25 protein-coding genes and 1 other annotated feature are annotated in these 26,055 nt (G+C 28.6%); of the genes, 5 read left to right on the top strand and 20 right to left on the bottom strand.

What is annotated here, in order from left to right; genetic code table 11:
* The first annotated feature begins 220 nt into the window (after positions 1-220).
* The gene (gene splB, locus B3086_RS16410) at positions 221-1,243 is read left to right on the top strand and encodes a spore photoproduct lyase (RefSeq protein ID WP_346848539.1); all 1,023 of its coding nucleotides are present in this window, start codon (positions 221-223) and stop codon (positions 1,241-1,243) included.
* 104 nt (positions 1,244-1,347) lie between these two features.
* Here splB and B3086_RS16405 read toward each other — a convergent pair whose 3' ends face one another.
* The 9 genes from B3086_RS16405 to B3086_RS16365 all read right to left on the bottom strand — a co-directional run bounded on the left by B3086_RS16405 (position 1,348) and on the right by B3086_RS16365 (position 7,216).
* Entirely contained in the window at positions 1,348-2,034 is a 687-nt protein-coding gene (locus B3086_RS16405; RefSeq protein ID WP_346893920.1) for a M15 family metallopeptidase, read from the bottom strand.
* Between the two features lie 108 nt (positions 2,035-2,142).
* The gene (gene arsB, locus B3086_RS16400; protein ID WP_346867429.1) at positions 2,143-3,207 is read right to left on the bottom strand and encodes an ACR3 family arsenite efflux transporter; all 1,065 of its coding nucleotides are present in this window, start codon (positions 3,205-3,207) and stop codon (positions 2,143-2,145) included.
* Positions 3,208-3,219: 12 nt separating this feature from the next.
* Positions 3,220-3,630, bottom strand: coding sequence for an arsenate reductase ArsC (locus B3086_RS16395; RefSeq protein ID WP_346848536.1), 411 nt, complete (start codon positions 3,628-3,630; stop codon positions 3,220-3,222).
* Positions 3,631-3,709: 79 nt separating this feature from the next.
* Positions 3,710-4,027 carry an ArsR/SmtB family transcription factor gene (locus B3086_RS16390; RefSeq protein WP_346848535.1) on the bottom strand — a complete coding sequence of 106 codons (318 nt, stop codon included), beginning with the start codon at positions 4,025-4,027 and terminating at the stop codon, positions 3,710-3,712.
* Positions 4,028-4,215: 188 nt separating this feature from the next.
* On the bottom strand, positions 4,216-4,455 hold the full coding sequence (locus tag B3086_RS16385) for a thioredoxin family protein (protein WP_346848534.1): 240 nt from the start codon (positions 4,453-4,455) through the stop codon (positions 4,216-4,218).
* Between the two features lie 26 nt (positions 4,456-4,481).
* Positions 4,482-5,417: a CobW family GTP-binding protein gene (locus B3086_RS16380; protein ID WP_346848533.1), complete on the bottom strand. Its 936-nt coding sequence runs from the start codon at positions 5,415-5,417 to the stop codon at positions 4,482-4,484.
* A gap of 49 nt (positions 5,418-5,466) precedes the next feature.
* On the bottom strand, positions 5,467-5,742 hold the full coding sequence (locus B3086_RS16375; RefSeq protein WP_035133162.1) for an ArsR/SmtB family transcription factor: 276 nt from the start codon (positions 5,740-5,742) through the stop codon (positions 5,467-5,469).
* Positions 5,743-5,943: 201 nt separating this feature from the next.
* On the bottom strand, positions 5,944-6,606 hold the full coding sequence (locus B3086_RS16370) for a GGDEF domain-containing protein (protein ID WP_346848532.1): 663 nt from the start codon (positions 6,604-6,606) through the stop codon (positions 5,944-5,946).
* A 418-nt stretch (positions 6,607-7,024) separates the two neighbouring features.
* On the bottom strand, positions 7,025-7,216 hold the full coding sequence (locus tag B3086_RS16365) for a helix-turn-helix transcriptional regulator (protein WP_346848531.1): 192 nt from the start codon (positions 7,214-7,216) through the stop codon (positions 7,025-7,027).
* Between the two features lie 165 nt (positions 7,217-7,381).
* Here B3086_RS16365 and B3086_RS16360 point away from each other — a divergent pair, with 165 nt between their 5' ends.
* Both B3086_RS16360 and B3086_RS16355 read left to right on the top strand, forming a co-directional pair.
* Positions 7,382-7,729, top strand: coding sequence for a helix-turn-helix domain-containing protein (locus B3086_RS16360; protein ID WP_346848530.1), 348 nt, complete (start codon positions 7,382-7,384; stop codon positions 7,727-7,729).
* A 202-nt stretch (positions 7,730-7,931) separates the two neighbouring features.
* Positions 7,932-10,079: a PAS domain-containing sensor histidine kinase gene (locus B3086_RS16355; protein ID WP_346893918.1), complete on the top strand. Its 2,148-nt coding sequence runs from the start codon at positions 7,932-7,934 to the stop codon at positions 10,077-10,079.
* Positions 10,080-10,149: 70 nt separating this feature from the next.
* On the opposite strand, the gene nhaC is transcribed toward B3086_RS16355, so the two are convergent.
* The 4 genes from nhaC to asnS all read right to left on the bottom strand — a co-directional run bounded on the left by nhaC (position 10,150) and on the right by asnS (position 16,229).
* Complete coding sequence (gene nhaC / locus B3086_RS16350; RefSeq protein WP_346848528.1) at positions 10,150-11,610, bottom strand: Na+/H+ antiporter NhaC; 1,461 nt, start codon at positions 11,608-11,610, stop codon at positions 10,150-10,152.
* 486 nt (positions 11,611-12,096) lie between these two features.
* A complete protein-coding gene (locus B3086_RS16345; RefSeq protein ID WP_346893916.1) occupies positions 12,097-13,512 on the bottom strand; it encodes a hypothetical protein in 1,416 nt (471 codons plus the stop codon).
* Complete coding sequence (locus B3086_RS16340) at positions 13,505-14,044, bottom strand: RNA polymerase sigma factor (protein WP_346893914.1); 540 nt, start codon at positions 14,042-14,044, stop codon at positions 13,505-13,507. The genes B3086_RS16345 and B3086_RS16340 overlap by 8 nt, the downstream gene beginning before the upstream one ends.
* 793 nt (positions 14,045-14,837) lie before the next feature.
* On the bottom strand, positions 14,838-16,229 hold the full coding sequence (gene asnS, locus B3086_RS16335) for an asparagine--tRNA ligase (RefSeq protein WP_346848525.1): 1,392 nt from the start codon (positions 16,227-16,229) through the stop codon (positions 14,838-14,840).
* Positions 16,230-16,321: 92 nt separating this feature from the next.
* Positions 16,322-16,566: a binding site (T-box leader), on the bottom strand.
* A 193-nt stretch (positions 16,567-16,759) separates the two neighbouring features.
* On the opposite strand from asnS, the gene B3086_RS16330 reads away from it, so the two are divergent.
* Positions 16,760-17,242, top strand: a complete 483-nt coding sequence (locus tag B3086_RS16330) for a DUF1648 domain-containing protein (RefSeq protein ID WP_346848524.1) — start codon at positions 16,760-16,762, stop codon at positions 17,240-17,242.
* A 91-nt stretch (positions 17,243-17,333) separates the two neighbouring features.
* On the opposite strand, the gene B3086_RS16325 is transcribed toward B3086_RS16330, so the two are convergent.
* The 7 genes from B3086_RS16325 to B3086_RS16295 all read right to left on the bottom strand — a co-directional run bounded on the left by B3086_RS16325 (position 17,334) and on the right by B3086_RS16295 (position 24,125).
* Complete coding sequence (locus B3086_RS16325) at positions 17,334-18,470, bottom strand: DHHW family protein (RefSeq protein ID WP_346879507.1); 1,137 nt, start codon at positions 18,468-18,470, stop codon at positions 17,334-17,336.
* 19 nt (positions 18,471-18,489) lie between these two features.
* Complete coding sequence (locus B3086_RS16320) at positions 18,490-19,896, bottom strand: MBOAT family O-acyltransferase (RefSeq protein WP_346877744.1); 1,407 nt, start codon at positions 19,894-19,896, stop codon at positions 18,490-18,492.
* Positions 19,897-19,924: 28 nt separating this feature from the next.
* Complete coding sequence (locus B3086_RS16315; protein WP_346877743.1) at positions 19,925-20,398, bottom strand: DUF4358 domain-containing protein; 474 nt, start codon at positions 20,396-20,398, stop codon at positions 19,925-19,927.
* A gap of 9 nt (positions 20,399-20,407) precedes the next feature.
* Entirely contained in the window at positions 20,408-21,196 is a 789-nt protein-coding gene (locus B3086_RS16310; RefSeq protein ID WP_346877742.1) for a GDSL-type esterase/lipase family protein, read from the bottom strand.
* Positions 21,197-21,398: 202 nt separating this feature from the next.
* Positions 21,399-21,926 carry a QueT transporter family protein gene (locus B3086_RS16305; RefSeq protein ID WP_346879506.1) on the bottom strand — a complete coding sequence of 176 codons (528 nt, stop codon included), beginning with the start codon at positions 21,924-21,926 and terminating at the stop codon, positions 21,399-21,401.
* Between the two features lie 728 nt (positions 21,927-22,654).
* Positions 22,655-23,260, bottom strand: a complete 606-nt coding sequence (locus B3086_RS16300; protein ID WP_346879505.1) for a hypothetical protein — start codon at positions 23,258-23,260, stop codon at positions 22,655-22,657.
* Positions 23,261-23,678: 418 nt separating this feature from the next.
* Positions 23,679-24,125 (bottom strand): hypothetical protein, encoded by a 447-nt coding sequence (locus tag B3086_RS16295; RefSeq protein ID WP_346879504.1) that lies wholly within the window; start codon positions 24,123-24,125, stop codon positions 23,679-23,681.
* Positions 24,126-24,415: 290 nt separating this feature from the next.
* On the opposite strand from B3086_RS16295, the gene B3086_RS16290 reads away from it, so the two are divergent.
* On the top strand, positions 24,416-26,035 hold the full coding sequence (locus B3086_RS16290; RefSeq protein ID WP_346848516.1) for a Na/Pi cotransporter family protein: 1,620 nt from the start codon (positions 24,416-24,418) through the stop codon (positions 26,033-26,035).
* Positions 26,036-26,055: the final 20 nt, after the last annotated feature.

Genomic DNA, 26,055 nt, shown 5'->3' with positions numbered 1-26,055 from the left:
ATATGCCCCCTTTTATTATAAAATTATTTTTCTATGTTTTATAGTTACCTTTAGATAACTATTTATGTACCACTGTAAATTACACCCATTATACCATATCATCTAAATTAAAACATTTATCTATTACACATAATATTATCATATATGTAAAGAATATTCCTATTAAATATAAAGGAGGTGACCTTTAGTTTGAAGCCCATTGCTTCTACTAAAGAACTTAATGTTTATTCCTAAAAGAATATTATTTGAAAAAGGATCCTTGGATTATGAAATAGGCAAAAATATTTATAACACTTTTAAGGATAATAAAAATATTGAAATAATAAAATTAACTTCTAATAAGATTAAAGAGCGAATTCCTGGTGAAAATTTGCATAGCTTTTATAGTGAAGGTAAGAATACCCTAGTTGTGGGTATAAAAAAAAGAAGTAAATTTCAATCCTGTAAACCTTCTGCTAATTGGCAGTTACCCCTAGTGTCCGGTTGTATTGCCCATTGTCAGTATTGCTACTTAAATACAAATCTAGGTGATAAACCTTATATAAAGATTAATGTAAATATAGATGATATTCTAAATCAAGCAAATGAATATATTAAAGAAAGATTACCTTCTAAAACTTTATTTGAAGGTTCTGCCACCTCTGATCCTATACCTATAGAACCTTATACTAATAGTTTAAAAAAAGCTATAGAATTCTTTGCTAATAGCGATCATGGACTATTTCGTTTTGTTACAAAGTTTAATGATGTTGATAGTCTATTAGATATAGATCACAAGGGACATACAGAAATTCGATTTACTCTAAATACAGATAAAGTAATCAGTGACTTTGAAAATAGAGCCGCTTCTATAGATAAAAGAATAGAAGCTAGTGTAAAGGTGGCTAATGCTGGGTATCCTATAGGTTTTATTATTGCGCCAGTATTTCTTTATGAAGGTTGGAAAAACGATTATAAACAACTTTTATTAAACCTTAAGGATAAGCTTCCTGATAACTTAACTACTCCTGTTACCTTTGAAATAATATCTCATAGGTATACTCCTAGAGCAAAAAATATAATTCTAGAAGTATTTCCTGAAACAACACTTCCTATGGTTGATGAGGAAAGAAAATATAAATATGGACAATTTGGATATGGTAAATATGTATATACAAAAGAGCAGTTAGAAGAGATGAAAGAATTTTTTAGTTTAGAAATTGACTCTATATTTAATAATAAAGTTATAAAGTATATAATATAATGTTAAATGCAAAAGCCAAGCTATATTACCTTATATAACTTGGCTTCTTTAATGTTATAAAATTGTTTTTATATCTTTTGATTTATTCTATGTTTATATATTATTTAATTAATTTCAGCAAATTCTTCTAAGGTTATTCCATCATTATAAATCTTTTCTGACATTTCACTACCCACATATCTCACATGCCAAGGTTCATAATTATATCCTGTTATATCTTCTTTTCCCGACTCATATCTTACTATAAATCCATATTTATATGCATTATTAGCTATCCAATTAGCTTCTGGACATCCTTCAGATATCCATCCAGAACTAGTTGCTAAATCCATAGCCTCTCCTAGTTGATGCTCACTTGCTCCAGGCTTTGCTACATATTTATCTGAATAAGATTTTCCTTGGGTTTCCACATTATATTCATATAAATTTTTTTGTGTTTTGTAAGATCTATAGCCTGATAAACCACATAAGTAAACCCCATCCTTTGAAGCAGCATCTACTAGTTCCTCTAAAGCCTTAGCAGACTCCTTTGTCATATATCTTTCTTCTTCTGTGGATTCTGGTAAGAATTCTATATTTACTGAAACTAAATCCTTTGGCTTATAATCTGATGTTAAAGCATAATTTTTATTTACCACTACTTTATCATAATCATTAATAATAAAATATCCCTCTGATTTCAAATGAAATTTATTGATTAAATAATTTGTAGCACACATGCCTAATATAACTATTACTAGTAACTTCAATATAACTCTTCTTGCTTTTCTAACCTTTTTCTTTTTTCCCATAAGACCATCTCCTTAAGTTCATATACTTATTTTAAACCTTATGAGATTATTATTTATTACTTAAAGCTTACAAATTTATTACTTATTTATTAAGACATGAAATTTAAACTATTCTCCTTCTTTAGTAAACCAACCTCTACTATTATTAGCTATTCTAACAAGGGTAAGCATCACAGGTACTTCTACTAATACACCTACAACTGTAGCTAATGCAGCACCTGATTGTAATCCAAATAATGAAATTGCTACTGCTACTGCTAATTCAAAAAAGTTACTTGCTCCAATCATTCCTGCTGGTGCTGCTATAGAATGTGGCAACTTCCAAAGTTTTGCCCAAATATAAGCTATTCCAAATATAAGGAAGGTTTGAATTATAAGTGGTACTGCAATTAATACTATATGAACAGGATTATTTAAAATAGTATCACCTTGGAAGGAGAATAATATAATCAAAGTCAGTAATAATCCTATTATAGTAACATTATCAAACTTCTTTAAAAATACATTATTAAAATAATCTATTCCTTTGTTTTTAATTATTAATGTTCTAGTTATAAATCCCAGTGCTAATGGTATAACTACAAATAAAACTGTTGATAATACAAGAGTTTCTATAGGTATAACTACATCTCCAACACCTAGTAAAAAAGCTACAATAGGAGCAAATGCAATTAAAATAATCAAGTCATTAACTGCTACCTGAACTAAAGTATAGGAAGGATCCCCTTTAGTTAAGTGACTCCAAACAAATACCATAGCTGTACATGGTGCAGCTCCTAAAAGCACTGCTCCAGCTAAATACTCCTTAGCAAGTTCTGGTGCTATTATGCCCTTAAATACTATAAAGAAGAAAAATGCTGATATAGCATACATTGTAAAAGGTTTAATAAGCCAATTAGTTGTACAAGTAACTATAAGTCCCTTTGGTTTTCTAGTGGCATTAATTATACTTCCAAAATCAATCTTTAACATCATAGGGTATATCATTAACCATATAAGTATAGCCACAGGTATTGACACATTATAATACTCAAACTTATTTAGAGTATTAGGTATCATAGGCAAAAACTGACCAACCAATATTCCCACTACAATACAAAGGGCAACCCATAGAGTTAAGTATCTTTCAAAAACACCTAACCCTTTTCCACTATTTTCTTTATTATTACCCATAAGATAAACCTCCTATAATTCAATTTCTTTATTTTTTATTCTCTTAGCTAAATTTTTAATTTTTTCTTCAACAATTTTAGCAGTTTTAATAAATTCTTCATCTGACTTTCCAGTTGGATCCTCTAATCCCCAATCCTCTATATGCTTTCCGGGTAAAATAGGACATACAACATTACAACCCATTTTAATAACTATATCTACCTCAGGTATATCTCCTAGCAGTTTAGATTTCTGAGTCTCATTCATATCAATGTTATATAGCTCATTTATTATTCTAACCGCATCTTGATTTATTGTAGGTCTTAGTTGGGTCCCTGCAGAATAACTTTCAAAAACCTCTCCTTCATATAACTTTCCTAAGGCCTCCGCCATTTGAGATCTACAAGAATTGTGAACACATATAAATGCCACCTTTAGTTTCATATTAACTCCTCCATTCTTAATTGGTTAGTGTATGGTTTTCACACTTTTTATTTTAAAAATATCTATATATAACATGGATTTATTTACATCTACACTTTTCTTTTTCTTTGCAAATACACTCCTCTTTATCTGTTGTAACACTTGTTAAAAACAATATTAATTTATTACAATTAGTATTATTTAAAGAATAATGACTCCACAGTCCATCCTTTCTACTCTCAACAAGACCACAATCCATCAACACCTTCATATGATGTGAAAGAGTTGGTTGTGTAAAATCAAAATGTTCTAGAATATCACATGCACATCTTTCCCCACAGGATAATATGTCTACTATTTTTAACCTATTTGGATCAGATAATGCTTTTATAATTTTTGCATTTTCTTCATAATTCATTTTAACGCCTCCTTATATAGATAACTGTCTATGTTTATAATATAGACCATCACCTATATAGTGTCAATATGCTTATTTAATTTTTCTCCCTGTGCTAGATTTATTCTTAACTATGTAGAATGATTTATTTGTATAATTAAAAATAAGTAACTAAATTTAATATCTAGTTACTTATTCTAAAACTTTTACTATATAGATTTTTTTATTAACTCTACTATTTGTTTAGTAGATAAAACTTGTCCCATAGCCTTTGGTTTACCATTTATCATGAGAGTAGGAGTAGTCATAACTCCTAATGAAATAATATCTACTAAAGATTCAACCTTAGTGACATCAGCTTCTATCCCTAACTCCTTTAAAGCTTCCAAAGTATTATCATAAAGTTTAGTGCATTTAGAGCACCCTTCTCCTAAAACCTTAAATTCCATATGAACTCCTCCTAAAATTCAAAACTTTAATTTTTAAGTTCCATTTTTTCTCCTACAATTTCATTCCAATTATTAATTATAGGCTTTATTATATTAGGTCCTATTTTAGATATAAACACTAGTTGTGAAACTTCCTTTGGTTCACATGGCTTATAATCTATATTTTTTCCTACCACATCTATTTGTTGCCATCCATCATTTAAGTTAAAGAAGCCTTTTATTCTATAGCTATACTTCTTTATAGAATTTAAGAATTCTTCCATTTTATTTTTGCTTACAACACTACTAAAATTCATAGTTAAGCTTTTTGGCTTATTTTCCACAGTATTTGTAGACTCTTCTCCTTCAGCCCACTGATTTACTAATAGATCCTTATCTAAAAAGTCCATACTAAACTCTCCAAAGGAACAAGTTTCTATATCACACTTTGGATTTACCAGTCTAACTTCTTTAATTACGTTCTTTAGCTCTTCCTCTTCAATTAAATCTACCTTATTTATGATAGCCATATGACAATGCTTTAATTGACGATTTACTGTTTCTAAATCTTCTAATTGCTCTCTAAAGTTCATTCCATCGATTAAGCATAATACTCCCTTTAAATCATAGGTTGTTTCAGGTGATAAAACCTTTACACCTTTAAGTATCTCTTCTATATTAGATGGATCTGCTAGGCCTGAACTCTCTACAAAGACATACTCTAAATCCTGTTTACTCATTTCAGCTAAAGCTTGAGCAAAGGATATTTTTAAACATGAGCAAAAGATAGATCCCCTATTAATCTCTACCATCTCAATATTATCTCTTTTAAGTATAGTTCCATCTATGCCTAGCTTCCCAAATTCATTTTGTATAACTCCAACCTTATTTCCTTTTAACACATCTAATAGCCTTAAAAGTACTGTAGTTTTACCTGAACCTAAAAATCCAGTTAATACATATAAATTAATTTTTTTCTCCATGGTTTGCCCTCCTGTAGATTAATAATATAAAGAAATATCCTTAGATTTTTTAGTTCTTAGAGTTTAAAAAACTTCTCAATTCAGTAATTCTCTCTGAATTTAATGTATATTTCATCCAAGAGCCATCCTTGTTACCAAGAACCAATCCACTATCTGTTAAAATCTTCATATGATAAGATAAGGTAGGTTGAGTAATATTAAAATTCTCAAGAATTTTACATGCACACAATTCCTCTGATTCTGTAAGCATATTAATAATTTTTAGTCTAGTCTCATCTGCCAATGCTTTAAACATTTGAACATATTCTGCATAATCATATTTCATAAAATTCTATCTCCTAATCTTCTATTTATAAGTATTTTATATCCCTATTATATCCTTCATATAGATATTTGTCTATATGACTTTTTAATCTCAATTATTACAAATCCTAAAAAACAATATGTGATTCCATTAAATGCAAATAGCTATCTCTATATAAGTTTTTAGTAATTTTGAGATATCTAAATTTCTTAAATCCTAAATTTACATTGTATATGTATTTTTCCCTAATGATTTAGATAAATATAACTTTTCATCAGCTTCTTTTACTAAATTATATATATCCTCTTCATTAATTATTCTAGTAATTTCTATACCTATACTAACAGTTATTCTATCGCTAACTTGTGAACATTCATGAATAATATTAAGTTCCCTAAGATGCTTCATAAACCTTTTTATATTTTCAATAGTCTCTTTCTCATCCAGCCTAGATATTATTGAGAATTCTTCTCCCCCATACCTGCAGACTACATCCTCATTAAATATATCTTTCAAAGCTTTTGATACTACTTTTAAAATCTTATCTCCTTGAACATGCCCATAGTTATCATTGTATAGTTTAAAATCATCTATATCTACCATTAGAAACGTAATAACTTCTTTATTCTGACAGGCTTTTAATAATTCCAAATGCATAAATCTTCTATTATATGTATCCGTTAAAAAATCTCTCTCACTTATTAGTTTTAGCTCCTTATTTATTATAGATATTGCATTGTTTCTTATACCTAATACAAATACTGTAATAATTAAAAATATATTTATAAACTTACACAGACTTTCTTCTTTGATGAATATTATACTAACTAATAGTAGCAATGGAAATAGTACTATTAGTTTTTTTTTATATTTTCCTAACTTCATAAAAACTACTCTTATCGCTCCTCCCCATTCTGGGTAAAGTATGATAATTTTCCTCTCAACTATTTCTGTAAATAATGATTTTGCTCCGTCATAACTTTAACCTACAGATTAAACATTCGTACAATAATACTAAATCATTAGACTAAAAATTTAAGCTTTAGTATATCCTATTACTATGCATCTATAAAAATAGACAACCATAATTTCATATTGGATTGCCTTCTAAATATATTGTAGCAATATTTTCATTAGTTAATTATGTTATCTAAGTAATTTTATTTTGTATAAATATTATCCTTAATATTTATTAAGTTAAAATTTTATAGTTAGTATTTATTCTAACATTTGAATAAATTATTTATTCTACCGTTTTTCCATTTAGTCTATAGTATATTTTTATCATTTGTTTATATAACTTTTAATCTAAGAGATCCTTCAAACTAACCTCAAGTGCAATAGCCAAACTATTTAGAGTTTTTAGAGATGGCACTGTTCTTAAATTTTCAATATCAGATAAGTATGTGTTAGATATACCTGATAATTGAGCCAATTTATTTTGATTTATGCCCATTGATTTTCTAATAAATTTGATTTTTTTTCCTATTTCCACTCTATCACCCCAAACACTATTTTACGCTAATAAAGTAAAAAATCAATAGTTTTATGATTTTTTTACTGTCTATACATATTTTTTGTTCGTTTACTTATACTAATACTTAAACTATAATTTTATTATAAAAGTACGTAAATAACGTACTTTATTGGAGGTATATATATGAATTCAAGAAAAAAACTTAGAGACCTTAGAAAATCTAAAGGATTAACTTTAAAAGAATTATCTACTAAAACAAATTTATCAATATCGTTTATAAGTGATATTGAGCACAATAGAAGTAATCCTTCTATATCTACTTTAAAAATACTTTGTAATGCTTTAGATGTACCTATATCCTATTTATTAGAAGATGATAAAACTCCATCTAATTTAATATGTACTGATTTAGATGCAGTATTATCAATGCTACTAAATGACTTCTCATCTTGGAGTTATGATGACAAAATAGAACTAATCTGCTATCTAAAAGCTAAAAAACATGTTCGAGAAGCACAAAAAAAGATATGAATATATAAATTTATATAAATAATTTTAATACTATTTAATCAAATTAAACTTTAAATCTAATTTATGTTATTACTTAATTTATTTTATATTATTTATAACATCCATCCCGTATTATGGCTTTTTTTGTAATATTTGTTTCATTTTTCTTCATTCCATTATATAATTGAAACATAATATATATTCTTAAATAGGAGTGATTGCTGTGTATAATAATCTTTTCAATAAAACACACCTAAATCAAGAAACTATAGATGTATTAATCCCTATTTTAAATGAATTTGATGATTGTATATGGATAAAAAATATAAATGGAGAATATCTAGCAGTCAATAACGCATTATGTAATCTTCTAGGAGAGGATAAAAATACTTTATTGTATAGTAACGGTCTTGATATCTTCGACTACTCTAGTTTTAAATTTGTCATTAAAGATGATTTAAATGTTATTAATAAAAAGAAAAAAAGTATTATGAATGAATATTTATATATAAAAGGTAGAGAAGTTATTTTACAAACTCACAAAATTCCCATTATAAATTCGGACAATAGTTGTTACTCCTTTTTAGCTATTGGACAAGTTATTAATACAGATGAACTATACTATAACAATTTTATTATAGACAATAAATATAAAACACTATGCAATCTAATTACTGAAAGTGAAGAAAAACGTGAACAAGTTTCTTATGAAGAAGTTCATGAATATCTTATGGATATATATGAAACCCTAGACATAAATGGTACAAGCCTTTGGATCTATGATGATTCTAAAAAAATGTTAATAAAGCAAATGTCACTAGGAGTTACTGAAAGCATATCTGGCAATGATACCTTTTCTATAAGTGATTTCTATAAAGACGAATTAATAAATATTTCTACTAAAATAAACTCACCCACACCTTTAAAAAACTGTGAAAATTTTTATTGTAATAATGGTTTTTGTCAAAACTATAAGTATGTTCTTAAAGATAATTATATAATTGTTATACCTATAGTCTATAATAACTCCAGACTTCTAGGTGTTTTAAATTTATATTATAATGAGTCATTTGACACAGAATCTAATGCTAAATATATTGTAAGGACTTCTAAGCGATTAGCCTTATTACTAAAAAATATATATTTATCTACCCAATTGACAGATCAGTTACAAAAAAAGATTAAACTTGAAAATGAATTGAGTAGATTTCTTAATATAGCAGTTGATTTATATGCGATTATAGATACTAAGGGATATATTAAAAAAATAAGTTCTAATATACCTTTCATATTGGGCTGGGACTTTAATGATTTGAAAAAAATTCCTATTCAGACACTAATAAAATCAACAAATAATAGTATAAATTTCAAAGATATTTTGCATACCTATAACAAAAAATTTTATGGTGGAATATGTGAAGTAAAATGCAAAAACAATTCTTTCAAATTAATTGAATGGTATTATTATCACCAACAAGAAACACAGGAAATATTTATTACGGGTAAAGATGTAACTAGCTTTTCAAAACTTGAAGAAAAAGTTGCCTCTTTAGAAGAAAAAGTAGAATGTGAGAAATTTAAAACAGATTTTCTAGCAAATATCTCCCACGAATTTAAAACTCCTTTAAATATAATATTAGCAAGCATTCAGTTAGAGCTTAATGGTTATAATAGTATAAATGATAATAATAGTATTTACTATAATCGTCTTAATATGATAAAACAAAACTCATATAGACTTCTTCGATTAGTTGATAACCTAATTGATGTGACCCAAGTTGATAGCACCAATATAAAGCTATACAAAGAAAATGTTAATGCTATTACCTATTTTGAAGATGTGGTGAACTCAGTTTCTCAATATATAAAGAAAATGGGTAAAAATATAATATTTGATACTAATGAAGAAGAAGTATTTCTGGATTGTGATCCTGAAAAAATTCAAAAAGTAATTTTAAATTTAATTTCTAATTCCATAAAATACACAGAAGTTAATGGCAACATATGGATTACACTAACAACTAACTGGGATGAGCATAGACTATATATTTCTGTAAAGGATGATGGTGTAGGTATACCAAAGGATAGTTATGATATTATATTTGAAAGATTTAAACAGGTGGATAATTTATTCATAAGAAGAGCTGAAGGAAGTGGAATAGGATTACCCTTAGCAAAATCCTTTATCGAACTTCATAGTGGCGAAATATGGGTAAATAAGACTATAGACAAAGGTTCAGAGTTTATCTTTTACTTACCTATAACCTCTGAAAAAGATAGTAAAATTAATTATTTCTATAATAAAGTTATAGACTCTAGAGGTGAGAGACTTAAGATTGAATTTTCAGACATATATTCTTATCCTAATTAAAATAATTTACAAAGAATAAAAACAAAATGGGATCCCTTATAATAAGGAATTCCATTTTTTATTTGTATTCTTAAGCTACAATTTCTTTATCATTTTCTTCTTTTATAAAATCCTCAGCTGTTAATCCTTTAGATATTGGTTTACTTTCATCTAATGGCTTCATTGCAAATCCCGTATATCCATATATTGCAGATATAATAGGATTAATTAGTCCCAAGAAGTGGAATGGTGCATAAGCAAAAGCACTTACTCCTAAAGTAGTAAAGTATACTGCCCCACAAGTTGACCAAGGCACCAGCCCTGAAGTTAAAGTTCCTGCATCTTCAAGTACTCTTGAAAGATTTTTAGGATGTAAATTCAACTTTTCATATACTGGTTTATACATTTGACCTGGTATAACTATTGCCATATATTGATCAGCAGCCATAAAGTTCATAGCGATACAACTTATAATATTTGATAGAACAATACTTCCTCTGCTGTGACAGAAAGTAAGAATTTTAGCTATTATAGTATCTAAACAACCTATTTGCTTTACAAGTCCACCAAAACATAATGCACACATAACTAAAGAAATAGTTTCCATCATTCCAAGCATACCGCCTCTATTAAGGAGTGAGTCAACCATTGCATTTCCTGAGCTTATCTCAAATCCATAGAATAATGACTGTACAATACTTGAAATAGTCTGTCCTTGTCCTAGTGCAAATAAAACTCCTATAATAGTTCCACCTAACATTCCTGGTATTGCTGGAACTTTAAATATAATCATTAAAACTACTGAAAGTGGTGCTATAAATATTATTGGACTAATATTGAAGCTTCCTTGTAATGTTTCTAAAATAGCATTTATTTGACTAGTATCAGCAACTGCTGTATTTCTAAATCCTAAGCCTATTATCGCAAATAGAATTACAGCAATTATAAAGCTTGGTACTGTTGTATACAACATATGTCTTATATGATCAAACACATTTACTCCCGCTACACCTGCTGATAAATTTGTACTATCTGAAAGTGGTGACAGCTTATCTCCAAAAGAAGCCCCTGTAACAACTGCCCCTGCAACAATTGCAGAAGGTATTCCAAGACCAGCACCTATACCCATTGCTGCTGTTCCCATAGTTCCTGCTGTAGTCCATGCACTTCCTGTTGAAACAGAAACGATAGCACATATTATTGGAAGCAAGAATAAAAACATAGTTGGTGTAAATAATTTAAGTCCATAAAATATCATTCCCGGAACTACTCCACCCGCAATCCAAGCTCCTACTAAACAACCAACTATCATAATAATAAAGTTAGCTTGCATAGCCATGGAGTTTGTCTTTATCATTGACTCCTCCATATCTTCCCAACTATGACCTAAAAATTTCCCTATAATGGCGGTAATAGCACAACATATAACTAATGGTATCTGTGGTGCTGAATCAAATACTAGTACACCTAATAGCATAAAGCAAATTAAGCACACAAATGGTATCACTGCTATTAGCAGCGATGGTTTTTTAATTTCTTTCCCCTTATTCATAAATTAGTCCCCCTTGTTAATTAAATATTTATCTTTAAGTATTTTCTTATAAAAAAATACTTATAAGCGTGAATTAAATAATTTATCTATAGTTATTTTATACCCCTTTATATGTAATAAATAGTAAAATATATAATTATATTTAATTTAAATATAATTATGAATAAATATCCACTTAATATATTGAATATATCATGAATTTTGTGAAATTTCAATAAAGTTTACCGTTTAATTTGTTTATTTATTCATTCATTTTGTATTTTTATGTATTTTTATGTATTTTTATATTTCTATTTACATTAATTAGTTGTAAGTTTTTTTAATAAGAGATAATTGTTAACTTTATAACTCTTATTTAAGTTATTTTTAACAATAAAAAGCCTCAGAAACTGTTGATAAATCTATTTATTCTATCAATGACTCTATTATATTATTAATGTAAAAAAGGTATATCTCAAAAATATTTTGAGATATACCTTTAAATTTTTATTTAGTTACTTTAATATAATTTCCAACAAAAGACGTAGTTCCACTTTGCTCAAACCTAATATAAGCATTGTCAATTTTATCTTCATCTACTGCGTAAACTAAATGAGTTTCTTTTGTTTCATTCGGTGAAAAATCACTGAAGAAAAAGCTTTTTCCTTCATAATCTGATTGATCAAAGTATATTGGTGCATTATCCATTTGAAGGTTATTACCATTACCCCAATAATCACTTAGAAATTGGAGATTACTATTTGATGCTTTCTTCATAAACCCAATTCTCGGATAAATATTTATATCTTTTAGTTCTTTATCAAAAGGATTCTTCATGGTTAAAGTTACATAAACATACTTCATTCCTACTGTTTCAGTAATAGTATTCATTTTATTATTTTCCCATTTTTCCTCGTTAACTCTTTCATAATCCTTTAGTGTTCCATCTTCATTTATAAATGTAAGATACTCATTATAGTCAGAGAACTTATTTTTATCTAATTCAGGTAACTTATCTAATACTTCAATATTATTTACAGTAAAAGTTGGGTTTTCATCTGGGAACGCTTCATCACTTATTTCTTCATAAATATTAAATACATGATCAGTTGAAATTCCAGGTTCTACATATTCTATCTCTTCTTTATCATTATCTACTACATCTTTTAGTTCATCTGAAAATGCAGGAATCACAATAAATTCTCCAGGAATCTCTTCACATTTAATATTTTCTGCTACTTTCTTAAGTTCTTCTAAAGAAGTATTGTCAGCACCATAAATTGTAACAACATATCCACCTTTTTCATAAAACATATTGATAATATGATTGTACTCCAGTCCTTCCCTTGTAAGAATTTGTGCCTTTATGCCACCAAGGGTAGTTTCTTCTACATCACTTACGTAAATTTCTTCAAAATGCGTAGTATAGACAGGTGGACAAATAGTAATTCCCCCTACACTAAGGTCACCATTAGGATGATATTTTCCAAGAGCATTTTCAGTCTCTATATATCCTTCTGGAATATAGCCAGGAACCACCTTCATTGCAGGTACTTTAGTAGGAGCAGATTCTGTTTCAATATCACAAGTAAGTGTTCCTGTTTCTTCATTCTTACTTGTTGTAACTAAATAATGTTTAACTGCACCATAGGCTGTTGCAGATATTGCTAATGTAGCTGTAATAGCTGCAATAAGTACTATTATCTTTTTCTTCATAATTTTTTTCCCCTTTTTATTAATACTCTGAATAGAGTCTGTATTATTATCCCGTTGAATAAAATCTTGATTTTCAATGATGTTAACTTTTTGATTTTTATATTTTTGAGAAAATTCATGAGGCTCAATAGTACGTTTTAACTCTTCTACAGCATTTTCTTGCCCTAAAAGATACATCAATTTATCAAGATCTGGTTTATTATCCATACAATTCATCTCCTATCATTTCTTTTACCATCTTTTTGGCACGTTCATATCTTTTTGTTGCAACATCTTCACTAATGTGTAGTAATGATGATATTTCTCTATAGCTAAGTTCATAAAAGCAACGATACTGAATTATCTCACGATATTTTGATGGTAATTTAGAAAGTAATTGTGTAATCATATGTCTATCTTCTACTGTTTTTACAGAAGGAACTCCCTTTTGGTTTTCACTTGTCACTTTTTCCTCTACCTCTTTAGTGAATAACTGAGTTTCTTTCCTATTTCTACGATATAAATCAATGGATATGTTTTTTATTGTATATACAACCAATCTCTTAGTTTTTAAACTTTCTACCCCATGAATAGTCGAGATATATGGAATTAGCTTTATAAATGCATCTTGAACTGCATCCTCAGCTTGTTCTACATTATTTAAAATCGAGTATGCAATACCATACATCTTATTTTCATAGGCATCATAAAGCTGTGCTAGCATATTATTTTTAAAATTTTCATCCGATGAAATCTCCACCTAATCACTCCTTGCTGTTTAAGAGTCCTCTTACTAAACATAACGAATGAAAACTTACAATTCTGACATTTTTATCTTAAATTCAAAATAATTACCACTTATATAATAGTATAGGTTACTTTTAATAAATTCCACCATTGTAATTAAGTTTTAAAGTAGAAATTTAAGATAGAATTTTACACATAAAAAAAGAGCATTTATACCAGAAATACTCTTTTTTAATATTAATCTATTATAGTAACTTCTCCAAATTCTCCACTAATTCACCTATTGCATTAACATAATCCTTTATTATTCTATCCGCAACTTCATTTGCTACTATTTCTCCATCTAAATTCAAAAAATCACCCCTTATATTATATAAAACCTATAATGTTATATGATTTATCTTACCATTTTTAAAAAATTTTATAATATCATGTCCTAAATTAATCATTATCATTTTATCATAAACATATTCATTTAAATACTTTTATCTATTCTCCATAAAACTTAGGTGAAGCCTTTGAATCTTTAATTAACTCTAACTTAACATGCTTTCAGTATCTTTTAATATGTATAAAATCCTTGAAACCCCTATGGCGCCTACAAATAGTTAAATAGTTTTATTGTTAAATATAAAGCTAGTTTCCTATAAAAATATTAATATAGTTATAGTTTTACATAGTTAAGATTATAATTTAAAATTTTTTTATAAATTAGACTGTGCTATTAAATAAGTTGATATATGCTTAAACACAAAAGAGGGTAAAACTTTCGTTTTACCCTCATATTTATTCTATTAAATTTTCTCCTAGAATTCTGCAGTTCCTGTAGTTCTTGGGAATGGTATTACGTCTCTGATGTTGCTCATTCCAGTTACGTACATTATCATTCTTTCGAAGCCTAGACCAAATCCAGCGTGTTTTGTGCCACCAAATTTTCTTAATTCTAGGTACCACCAGTAGTCCTCTGGGTTTAATCCTAATTCGTTGATTCTGTCTACAAGAAGATCATATCTTTCTTCTCTTTGGCTTCCTCCGATGATTTCTCCTATACCAGGAACTAATAAGTCCATAGCTGCTACAGTTTTGTTGTCATCGTTCATTCTCATGTAGAAAGCTTTGATTTCCTTTGGATAGTCAGTAACGAATACTGGTCTTTTGTATACTTCCTCAGTAAGATATCTCTCATGCTCTGTTTGAAGGTCACAACCCCATTCTACTGGGTACTGGAACTCTTTATCTGATTTCTTTAATAATTCTACAGCTTCTGTATAAGTTACATGACCAAAGTCAGAAGTTGCAACGTGGTTTAATCTTTCAAGTAATCCCTTATCTACAAAGCTGTTGAAGAATTCCATTTCTTCTGGAGCATTTTCAAGGACATAGTTTATAATATACTTTATCATATCTTCTGCCAATGTCATGTCATCCTTAAGGTCTGCAAAAGCTATCTCTGGCTCTACCATCCAGAACTCTGCCGCATGTCTTGCAGTGTTAGAATTTTCAGCTCTGAAAGTTGGTCCGAAAGTATAAACATTTCTAAATGCAAGAGCATAAGCTTCTGCTGCAAGCTGACCACTAACTGTAAGGTTTGTTTCCTTACCAAAGAAGTCATTCTTATAATCTATTTTCTTATCCTCAGTCATTGGGATGTTCTCAAGATCCATAGTTGTAACTCTGAACATTTCCCCTGCACCTTCACAGTCACTTCCTGTAATTATTGGAGTGTGAGTATAAACAAATCCTCTTTCATTGAAGAATCTATGAATTGCATATGCAACTAAAGAACGTACTCTAAATACTGCTGAAAAAGCATTACTTCTAGGTCTTAAGTGAGCTATAGTTCTTAAATATTCAAAGGTGTGTCTCTTCTTTTGAAGTGGATACTCATTACTTGATTCACCTTCTATTACTATTTTTGTAGCTTTAATTTCAAAAGGTTGCTTACTTCCTGGAGTTAATACAAGCTTTCCTTCAACTATTATAGATGAGCTAATACTTAACTTTTCTATTTCTTTAAAGTTTTCAAGGCTATCCTCGAATACAACTTGAAGGTTTTTAAAGAAGCTACCATCATTAACTTCTATAAAACCAAAAGCTTTAGAACTTCTTAAAGTTCTAATCCATCCTGAAATACAAACATCTTGGTCTGCGTATTTTTCACTTTCTCTGTAAAGACTTTTTACTAAGACTGTTTCCATAATAAAATCCTCCTTTTATAATTTGATTATTGCCTGTTGAGGTAATATGATTCTATTTTAAGACAATAAAAAAACCTTTCCTTCCCTAAAAAAACAGGGACGAAAGGATACATTCCGCGGTACCACCCAAATTATCATATTGATCAACTCAACAAGTACAAAGATCTCTCTTGATACTCTTCTCTTTTAACGGTGAGCTTCCGTCTAAGTCTACTTTCCTAAGATTTCGGTTAGAAACTCCGAGATGTTCTTCAATAAGAGCTTCATATTGACCTTCCACCATCGTCAACTCGCTTTAACTACTTCTCATATCTACTCTTCTCATCACAGTCTTTATTTTCATCTATTAACTAGTATTTTCAAATTTATATTATTTATTCAAAACACTTGTTATCTATTATTATATGTGCATGATTTTAGAATGTCAACTATTGGTGAAAAATTTTGTATTTGTTATAATATAACATTTGTTATATTATTATATTATAGCTTAATATCTATTAATTATTTATATGTTTGGAGGATATTCTATGAAAGAGAAAGTCCCTTTTACTAAATTTCAAAAATTCCTTGAAACTCTAGCTCTATTAATCTTACTAGGCTCAATAATCTATCTAATATTCATTTGGAGCACCCTTCCTGATACTATCCCATCTCATTATAATGCTAAAGGAGTTGTTACCAACTGGAGTGGGAAGGGTATGCTACTTATAATGCCTATAATTTCAATAATTTTATATACAGGACTTACAACCATAACACTGTTTCCTAATATATGGAATGTACCTGTAGAAATCACAGAAAAAAATCAAAATTTTGTATATACTAATCTAAAAACTATGCTGATAGTTTTAAAATTAATCTTAGTTTCTGATTTTTCTTATATGACAATATGTTCAGCAACTCAAAGTTCTTTAAGTGTTTTATTTACACCTATAGTTTTAATTGCTGTATTTGGTACACTTGCCTTTTTTATCACTAGAATAATTAAAGGAAGCAAAAAACTTCAATAATATACTTAGAATATATACAAAATCTTAATTAAATAAAGGAGCCTAGATATTAATATATCTAAGCTCCTATTTATTGTTAATTAAGTTATTACTAATTAAGATTTAATATAGAATCGTCAGAATTAAAGGTATTTACATTATATAAGAATAATATATCTGTTATATCCTTCGACTCAATTAACTCTTCCATATTATCCATGTAATACCTAAGATCTACCACGTCTATCTCTCCATAGTGGGAAGTTAAAAAAGGTAGAAAACTATTGGCATAGGAATCTTTAACTACTAATAGCTTCTTCTTTGGATCTCCTAAAGATTTAATATTAATATGTGGATGATTTCCTCCTGTAAAAACTTCATACTTATCCTTTTTATCTAAATTCTCACTGCTATACAGGGTACTAGTTCTCTTTTGCTCAGTTATATAATTAACCACCATTTCTCCATTTTCTTTAGGTATGTATACATTTATACAATCTGGCTTTCCTCTCTTATCTCCTATTTTTGAAGTTAAGCTTCCATAAAAATCATTAGCAACTAACTCAACCTGAAAATCTCCCTCTTTTTTAGGCTCTAGCCCCAAACTCTTACAAAATTCCACATAGGCAAGATAAGCCCCTTTGCTAGTCCAGTGATGGTCTGTCCTATAGTATAGATACTTATCCTTATTATTTATAAGTGCATTATAGGGATTAATATATTTTACATTAGAACTTAACTTTCCTTCTATGTACTTCATATATTCCAACTGATTATCCACTGGTGCGTATTTAGGTAGCCTATCCTTTAGAATCTCTGTAGCTGTTGGTATCAGCATAAAGCTTGTATTTATATTTTCATGTTTCTTTACAAATTCATTAACAGCTAAAACCTTATGGTCAGTTTCTTCTTTCGCTCTCTCTTCAAAGTCTTCTATAAGTTGATTATTCTTTCCTATAAATACATCATTACTTTCACTTTTACCCATTAGTTTATCTACCTTAGCCTTAGTATTTATAAATAAACCTCTGCCTGGAAATTGGTCTGATATATAACTCTCATAATGTTTAATATAGTCACCACTAAGAAGTGCTCCTAAAGAAAACTCTGGTCTACTAGCTAGATTTCTATTTTCTTCTTCTGAAAATGCTTTTTCTCTTCTTAATATATTACTTACAGACATTATAGCTATAAATAAGAGAAATACTACTACCATTAGCCTTCTATTTACCTTGTTACTTTTATACATTTCTCTCACTCTGCTTTCTTTAAAATCTAAAATATAGGAAAGGATTATAACTTTCACTAACTAAATAAACTATAGATAAAATTAAAACTAACATATTCATAGCTATAACTATATATACGCCCTTTAACTTATACTTCTTTTTTATATATGCAATTAAATTTTTAATCAACGGCGTAGAGCAAATAATTGCTATTACTATAAGTATTAGATTTGTTTTCAAAGTATATTTAGCCATATTATCCATAAAAATATTTTTTCCCATTCCAAACATAAGCTTTATGTAATTTAGTGCATCTTTAACCTTTGATGTATCAAAGAATACCCAGCTTATAATTACTAAAACTACAGTATATATATGAGTAATAGCATCAGGGACTTTATTAAGAATTTTTCCTAAAAATAATTTTTCAAGGAATATGAATACTCCAAAATATAGGCCCCAAATTACAAAATTCCAACTAGCTCCATGCCATAGTCCTGTGGCAAACCATACTATAAGTAAATTTCTAAATTGCACAGCCTTCCCTCTTCTATTTCCTCCTAAAGGAATATATATATAATCCCTAAACCATGAACCTAAGGATATGTGCCATCTTCTCCAAAACTCACTGATACTCTTAGACATATAGGGATGATTAAAGTTCTCTAAAAATTCAAATCCAAACATCTTTCCAAGACCTATTGCCATATCAGAGTAACCACTAAAATCAAAATATATTTGTAGTGTAAAGGCAATTATACCTATCCAAGCTGTTAATATAGATAATTCTTCAATAGGAAGCCCCTTAATAGAAGTCCAAATCATGCCTATATTGTTAGCAATAAGAACCTTTTTTCCCATACCTCCAATAAATCTTTCTACCCCTTCTCCAAATTTATCTATAGACTCACTTCTGTTATTAAGTTGATCTTCTATATCATTATATTGGACAATTGGTCCAGCTACTAGTTGCGGAAACATAGTAATGTATGCCCCAAAATTTATAATGTTTCTTTGTGCAACCACCTTTCCCATATATACATCTGCTACATAGGATATGAGCTGGAATGTGTAAAAAGATATTCCCAGTGGTAAGGGTAAATTCCTTATTTGAAGATTAATACCAAAAATTCCATTGATATTATCAATTAAAAACCCATAATACTTAAAGAAGAATAAAAAACTTAAATTTAGTACAATTACAGTAATAAATATTGCTGTTCTTTTTTCACTATCTTCCTTATTTGCCTCTATCATAAGGCCACCTATATAATCAATTAATATGGATCCTATCATTAAGAAGATATATATAGGTTCTCCCCAAGCGTAAAAAATCAAACTCATAATAAGAATTACTAAATTTTTAAATTTCCTAGGACATATATAATAAATTATTAAGGTAATTGGTAAAAACATAAATAAAAATATCAAACTACTAAAAACCAAATTAATCACTCCAATTAAAATATACTTACTACTTAAATTCTTTATTTATTGTTGCTTCTATGGTTGCCGAATCTTTTGAAATGATCAATATTAAGTACTTTCCTTTTATATCTAATACACGATTACTTATTATGTCATATTCCTCAGGCCTATAGCTATTAAAACTATCGGACTGTTTTTTTATTCTTCCCTCAACTTTGACCTTTAACTGCTGTATAACTTCTTCACTTTTCCCTTTTAATACGAGAACCTCATTAGCATCCATATTGCTCTTAGGTGCGTATAAAATAAAATCTTCTACTTCATTTTTACTTATGTAATATAACTTTCTTAGCTTTGAACTATCACCTATATCCATCTGTTCATCATCTATAACCTGTGAAAGATTCTTTCTTAAGCTATCCATATCTGCATCTTTAACTTTAAGAACTTGGTACAGGGCTATAAATGTAATTAATACTGTTGCTATCAATATATAATAATAATTTTTATACTTTTTCATATTTATCTCCTAATTATTTGATGTAATTCCTTGGTGTAAATAAGATAACCATTTTAAATAAAAATCATATTTTAAGTGTATTCCATCTTGCTCATAGAGCTCACCTTTATCCCTTACCAATACATCAATATTTAAATAATTAACTGCTGTTTCTTCACTTACTTCATAAGCTAATTTTCTAAACTCATCTAAATTAGTATTAGTAAGCCTTCCATTAGTTTCTATAGCCCTATCCATAACTGGTAGAGGTGCTTGTATATATATATTAGTATTAGGTAATTTTGTCTTAATATCATTTATAAATTCTATGTAATGAGCCTTAAACTTATCTGGACCCCCAGGTCCACCTCCATCAAATTCTATTACATCATTCATTCCATATAAAAGTACTACATTCTTGGGCTGTAAAGATACAACTTTATCTATGTTTTCTTTACCTTTAACTACAGTATCTCCCTTATTACTTATTACATTATATTGATTTACTAATTCCATCTCCATAAGACCTTCTGTGATAGAATCTCCCATAAACACTGTATTCTCATAGAACTTATAAAAATCAACATCTTTATCCTCTACCACAACTTCAGGGGTATGATGTTTCTCTATCTTATCCTGGATTACACTTAAATCAGCCTGTTCTAAATCTTTCAAGTGCTTTCTCCCTAATAGTACTCTTTGTTTTTCATTCATCTGGACCTTTTTATTCTCTATAAAGGTATGCATACCTATTGCTGCTATCATTACTACTAATATTATTCCTATAATTGTAATAATTTGAAAACTTCTTTTCTTCATGTTATCTTCCTCTTCTGTCTAATATTTATCTTCCTTAATCATTCTAATACAACAAATTTAATATTTGGTTACAAAATCCTTACGTTTCAAAAAAACTTTACTTCACATAAAGAAACCTAAGCATAGACATACTTAGGTTTTTTCATCATTATAATAATATATGGTTCTCAAAATTTTAATAATTATCCGATTATAGGTTATCCTAGTTAATCTTTAATATATCACTTAAATTCTCATTTTTAATAATAAATTTAAATACTAAAACTCCTATAATTGAAACTACTACAAATTCTCCTATGGCAACTTGTAATACAGAAAGCCAAAATGGTAAATTTATCATGTAGTAAAGCTCAGCTCCTATAATTAAAGCATTTGATATAGTTGCCCATAAAGATGCTATAAATAGTACAAGTATTTTATTATAGCCTTCTTTTTTAGTTAAAGCCTTCTTAGTTTGCCAAATTAAAACTACAGCTATTAAACTAGCTAAGCTTCCAAATATCATATCTACTATTGCCATAGGACTTAGTAGAAAATTTGAAATGGCACATCCTATAGTTAAGGCTGGAATATATAGTGGGTCTATAAATGCCAAAAGTACCATTACCTCTGATAATCTAAATTGAATATTTCCAAAGGCAAAGGGTGCAATAACAGCAGTAACCGCTACATAAGTAGCTATAATTAGAGCCATCTTTAATAATTTTTTAGTATTGTTGCTAGTATTCATAAATATAATACCCTCCTCATTTTTTAATAGTGTAAGCTCTTAGCCTTACTAGATTCATATATTGCCCTATTTAACTCCATACAAACCTACTAATAAAATAATGAGTCTAGCTATGTCACCTCACTAGCTCCGCACCTATCTTTAACTCAGCATTTTCTTTATCCAAAAAATACCACGCCATATTTATTGGTGATTAAAATATATACTCCTATAATATATATTTATATATCTTATAGAAAAAATAAAGGCCGTCATCCAAATGACAGCCTTGTAATCCTTGTACATAAATAAAGCTCTACCTTTTTATGATGAGCTAATTAAAAGATTTCAATGCCGTAGTTTTATTTAAAGACAGGAGGCTTACGAACTGTCACTCTTATTTTGTTCAATCTTATTATATAATGTAAAGTGTTGAATTTCAAGTGTTTCAGAGATCTTCAGAAGATTTATTTTATTATTTATTCTCATGTAATATTGATATTTTCTATATTTTTCGTTAGAAACTTTGTTAGAATAGTTTTTCCAATGAAATTTATTAAAATATTATATTACTATTGATTTTTACATCCTTCAGTGGCATGGTTTGTGTGCTAAATGTACATTTAAACCAAACTTATACATACACCTCTAATTTATCTTAACATATCAACAATCTCATCTTTAGATTTTATCTTATCTTTATATTCACCTTCAAATTCTTTTGGTATTTGTTGCTTCCATTTAGAGTCTTATAGCTTGTATTTTCCCTGATATTCACCTACTGGTGCATAACATGGCTTACCATCTAATGGTGGTGTTTGTAAAGCAAATATTATTACATGCTCTTTTATATCCATAGGTGCAATCCCATCTGTTATGAGCTTGGTTGGTTTCATATCTTTTAATGAAATGGCTTCATTTGAAAACTTCTTCTTATGTTCATTTAATAAGACTTCTGGTGAGAAAATTCCTTCTGTTTCTATAACGCATATATTTTTCCCTTTTTCTAATGTGCCATCATTTTTAAAAATTTCTACTATTTCTACCTTTGAAACTGTATAAGGTATATCTTCTATCATGGGTGAAGTTGTATTTTTAACAATCCCTTCTACGATTATAGTTGAATCTTTTTTTAATTCATTTATACTATTGTATTTCTTAGTTAAACTTATATGTGAGTCTATAATGTCATATTTAATATCGTCATTAATTACCCCTGTTGTATTATTTGAAACTACTAGACTATTTGCACCTAAATTCCATTCTGAATCCTTAATCTTACTATAAGCATTAAAACAAAACACCGTAATTACTAATACTATTGTTATACTAAAATATTTTATTATTTTTTTCATTTTAGTTTTCTCCATTCACTTTATTAAAATAATCTATTTATAGCTCTACAATCTTCCACACTAGGTCCTCTGTCTAAAATTCCTGGAAACTAATCATACATATCACTTTATTCCAATTCCAATTTTGTATCCAAGGTTTTATATTAGAACCTCCCACGATAAAATATGTTATTCACACTCAATAAGAATATTGTTCATTTTTACATTAATCCTCCTTTGCTCACTTTTTATACTTATTATAGCTTGTACATTTATAACTTATATTCACATATTATAGAAATAAAATTCCAGTATATTGAGCATACTGGAATTTTATCCCTAAATCTTTTTATAAATTATAATTGCGAACATAAAAAAAGCCAAGAATTAAATTCTCAGCTTTCTTTCTTCTAAAATATCCTTTAGAATTTTTATATGATTAATTAAGTCTTCTTCCAATTTCTTCGAGGCAAGCTTTTGCTTTATTCATTATTGGAATTAACTTACCCTTTTTATCTTCTTTAATTTTACTAATACTTTTATCTAAATCTTCATACTTTCTTTCCATAATTCGCTTTGTAATGTCTGGATACTCCTTTAGCAGCTCTATATCACTTTCATTTATATTATCATACATAACCATGTCATTTATGGCGTCTGCCACTCTATTATATATATTTATTTTAATTAAGGTTGGTGAATCATCCTTTGCACGATCAAACTCCTTTTTCCTAACAAACCATGGTTCAGGAATATCTTTTTCAAGGTTATCAGCTTCACTTTCAAAAATAACTAGATTTTTAATGCCCTCTCTATGTTCGATGACATCAAAATATCCTAAATATTCAGTCTTCTTAACTCTTTTTATTATTTCTTTAAATTCCATAAGCCCACTTCCTTTCTTATATTATATAATTCTATGCTTCTTTAAACATTCCTTCTATATTATATACATTATTTTTCACTAAAATACACAAAATAAGTTAATGAAGTCTTTTAGACCTTTGTCCTTTGTTAAATTCATGTTAATTTTTCTTTATCTATTGTTAAAACTTTCTACTCTTTGTTAAATAAAAGGTTTTTGTGTTACTATTAAGTTAAAATTATTGTATCTTTAATTGTGTCTTTAGAATGAATATTATTTGAATACATATTATTTATTGGAGGTTTAACACTATGGAATCATTGTTTTTAATTATTAACCTTTTAGGAGGTCTTGGAGTATTCCTATTTGGTATGAAAATCATGGGAGATGGTCTTGAAAACCTTGCTGGCGAAAAGTTAAAGGGGATCTTTGATAAAATTACCTCTAATCCACTTAAGGGTGTAGCAACAGGTGCTATAGTTACTGCTATAATTCAAAGCAGTAGTGCTGTAACTGTTATGGTAGTTGGATTTGTTAATGCAGGTATTATGAATTTATCTCAAGCAGCCTATGTAATCATGGGTGCTAATATTGGAACAACTATAACAGCTCAATTAATTACCTTTGATTTTGATGCTATAATTCCTGTATTTATTGCAATAGGGGCCTTTTTGGTACTATTTACCAAAAAGAAAAATCCTAAAGAATTAGGTCATATAATTCTAGGATTTGGTATTTTATTTTTAGGTCTTATTTTAATGTCTGACGCTATGTCTCCTCTTAGAGAGTCACCAGTATTCACAAAACTTATTTTAAGTCTAAAAGGACATGTATTCTTAAGCCTTTTATTAGGAATAGGAATGACTGCTATAATTCAAAGTTCCTCTGCAGTTACTGGAATTTTAGTTGCTTTAGCTTCTGTTGGAAGTCTTCCAATTGATGTAGCTATACCAATGTTATATGGAACTAATATTGGTACTTGTGTTACTGCTCTAATATCCTGTTTAGGAACTAGCAAGACTGCTAAAAAGGCGGCATTAATTCACTTATTCTTTAATGTAATAGGTAGTATAATATTCCTAATTCCTCCAGTTTCTAAATTACTATTAACTACAGTAACAACTCTTACCCCTGGTGTAACTGGAGGAGTTGTGGCAAAACAAATTGCTAATGCCCATACAATGTTTAATGTAGTTAACACTATATTAATATTACCATTTACAAAATACTTAGTAACTTTAGTTAATTTCATACTTCCAGGAGAAGATGAAAAAGAAGTTGATGGAGTTAAGTATATAGATGACAGACTCTTAGAAACTCCAACTATAGCCTTTGGTCAAGTTACTAATGAGATTATTAGAATGGGTACTTTAGCTAAGGAAAATATAGAAACAGCCTTAATGGGCTTTACTGATAATAATGAAGATTCAATTAACAAAGTATATAAGAATGAAGCTTTAATAAATCTATTAGAAACAGATATAACTAGATATCTAGTTAAACTATCCAATTCTGATATTGGAGATGAGCAAAGAACTACTATAGCTTCATATTTCCATGTAGTTAATGATATAGAACGTATCGGAGATCATGCTGAAAACATTGCTGACCTGGCTAAAGATAAACTTTCTAAGAATGTTAAGTTTTCTAAAGATGCCATTGAAGAACTTAAAGTAATGGTGAATATTTGCATAGAAGCTTTGGAGCATAGCATAGAATGTTTCTCTGACTATAGTGATAAAAAGGCTTTGGATGTAAGGACCTTAGAAGAAAAAATAGATACTTTAGAAAAAGATTTAAAGATATCACATATCAAAAGATTAAATAATGGTTCATGTGATGCAATTGTAGGTACTATATTCTTAGATCTTATTAGTAACCTTGAAAGAGTGGGTGACCACGCTGTTAACATTGCTGAAATACTTTCTTAAATATAAATATGTCCCTAAAG

The sequence above is a fragment of the Clostridium sp. UBA871 genome, assembly GCF_002295255.1.
Taxonomy (GTDB): Bacteria; Bacillota; Clostridia; order Clostridiales; family Clostridiaceae; genus Clostridium_J; species Clostridium_J sulfidigenes.
The sequence above is the reverse complement of the archived record's forward strand: the minus strand, read 5'-3'. Positions and strand labels throughout refer to the sequence as shown.

Coding starts and splice junctions, on each gene's coding strand:
- B3086_RS16375 (WP_035133162.1), bottom strand. CDS start 5,742: ATGAAATATGATTATGCAGAATATGTTCAAATGTTTAAAGCATTGGCA.
- B3086_RS16370 (WP_346848532.1), bottom strand. CDS start 6,606: ATGAAGTTAGGAAAATATAAAAAAAAACTAATAGTACTATTTCCATTG.
- B3086_RS16300 (WP_346879505.1), bottom strand. CDS start 23,260: ATGAAAAAAATAATAAAATATTTTAGTATAACAATAGTATTAGTAATT.
- B3086_RS16405 (WP_346893920.1), bottom strand. CDS start 2,034: ATGGGAAAAAAGAAAAAGGTTAGAAAAGCAAGAAGAGTTATATTGAAG.
- B3086_RS16310 (WP_346877742.1), bottom strand. CDS start 21,196: ATGAAGAAAAGAAGTTTTCAAATTATTACAATTATAGGAATAATATTA.
- B3086_RS16380 (WP_346848533.1), bottom strand. CDS start 5,417: ATGGAGAAAAAAATTAATTTATATGTATTAACTGGATTTTTAGGTTCA.
- nhaC (WP_346848528.1), bottom strand. CDS start 11,610: ATGAATAAGGGGAAAGAAATTAAAAAACCATCGCTGCTAATAGCAGTG.
- B3086_RS16345 (WP_346893916.1), bottom strand. CDS start 13,512: ATGGATAATAAACCAGATCTTGATAAATTGATGTATCTTTTAGGGCAA.
- asnS (WP_346848525.1), bottom strand. CDS start 16,229: ATGGAAACAGTCTTAGTAAAAAGTCTTTACAGAGAAAGTGAAAAATAC.
- B3086_RS16325 (WP_346879507.1), bottom strand. CDS start 18,470: ATGTATAAAAGTAACAAGGTAAATAGAAGGCTAATGGTAGTAGTATTT.
- B3086_RS16290 (WP_346848516.1), top strand. CDS start 24,416: ATGGAATCATTGTTTTTAATTATTAACCTTTTAGGAGGTCTTGGAGTA.
- B3086_RS16385 (WP_346848534.1), bottom strand. CDS start 4,455: ATGGAATTTAAGGTTTTAGGAGAAGGGTGCTCTAAATGCACTAAACTT.
- B3086_RS16390 (WP_346848535.1), bottom strand. CDS start 4,027: ATGAATTATGAAGAAAATGCAAAAATTATAAAAGCATTATCTGATCCA.
- B3086_RS16395 (WP_346848536.1), bottom strand. CDS start 3,630: ATGAAACTAAAGGTGGCATTTATATGTGTTCACAATTCTTGTAGATCT.
- arsB (WP_346867429.1), bottom strand. CDS start 3,207: ATGGGTAATAATAAAGAAAATAGTGGAAAAGGGTTAGGTGTTTTTGAA.
- B3086_RS16315 (WP_346877743.1), bottom strand. CDS start 20,398: ATGAAAAAGTATAAAAATTATTATTATATATTGATAGCAACAGTATTA.
- B3086_RS16305 (WP_346879506.1), bottom strand. CDS start 21,926: ATGAATACTAGCAACAATACTAAAAAATTATTAAAGATGGCTCTAATT.
- B3086_RS16330 (WP_346848524.1), top strand. CDS start 16,760: ATGAAAGAGAAAGTCCCTTTTACTAAATTTCAAAAATTCCTTGAAACT.
- B3086_RS16295 (WP_346879504.1), bottom strand. CDS start 24,125: ATGGAATTTAAAGAAATAATAAAAAGAGTTAAGAAGACTGAATATTTA.
- B3086_RS16360 (WP_346848530.1), top strand. CDS start 7,382: ATGAATTCAAGAAAAAAACTTAGAGACCTTAGAAAATCTAAAGGATTA.
- splB (WP_346848539.1), top strand. CDS start 221: ATGTTTATTCCTAAAAGAATATTATTTGAAAAAGGATCCTTGGATTAT.